Origin of the sequence: Luteitalea sp. (assembly GCA_009377605.1) — a bacterium.
In the GTDB taxonomy this organism is placed as follows: domain Bacteria; phylum Acidobacteriota; class Vicinamibacteria; order Vicinamibacterales; family Vicinamibacteraceae; genus WHTT01.
In genome coordinates, this window is record WHTT01000367.1 from 1 (window position 1) to 513 (window position 513).

Annotated in this window: 1 protein-coding gene; it reads right to left on the reverse strand. The window is 71.3% G+C overall.

Annotation, left to right across the window (positions count from 1 at the left end):
* Nucleotides 1-449 (reverse strand): hypothetical protein (locus GEV06_29320; protein MPZ21936.1); only part of this gene is annotated, 449 nt, incomplete at its 3' end.
* Nucleotides 450-513 lie beyond the last annotated feature (64 nt).

Below are 513 nucleotides of genomic sequence, written 5' to 3' on the forward strand. Positions count from 1 at the left end.
GTGGCGATCTGCGATGCCATCAACGCGCGGCGAGCATCTACCCCGAGGTCATGGCCACGGACCAGAGCCGTGACAGCGTTGATGCACCGCAGCCGGTCGGCGTTGAGCTGGTCCCGAGCCACGGTCAGGACCTGCAGGGCAGTCTGGGCCTCACCCGCGCGACGATCGCGCAACAGCGCCAGCGGCATGACCAGCGTCGACCGGGCGGCGAGCACCGCGTCGAGGCAGAACTGCCGGTCGACCAGCACGCCGGAGGCGTGCGGGGACAGCCGGCGTACCGTCTCCACCTTGAACTCGGTGAGCTCCGCGTCCGCCACCGGGCGGCGGTAGCGCTCGGCGAACATGCCGCGCAGTGCCTCGCGCTGGTCCACGGCGAGCATCGCGAACCCGCCTGACGGGCGGGTGAGGGAAGCGAACTCCGTGGTCGTGGCCGTCGGTGGCGTCGGCATCTGGCTCCTCGCGGGTCGGCGATCAACGATGGTGCGCCGTTGTGGGCACGGCGTCTCGGCGAGC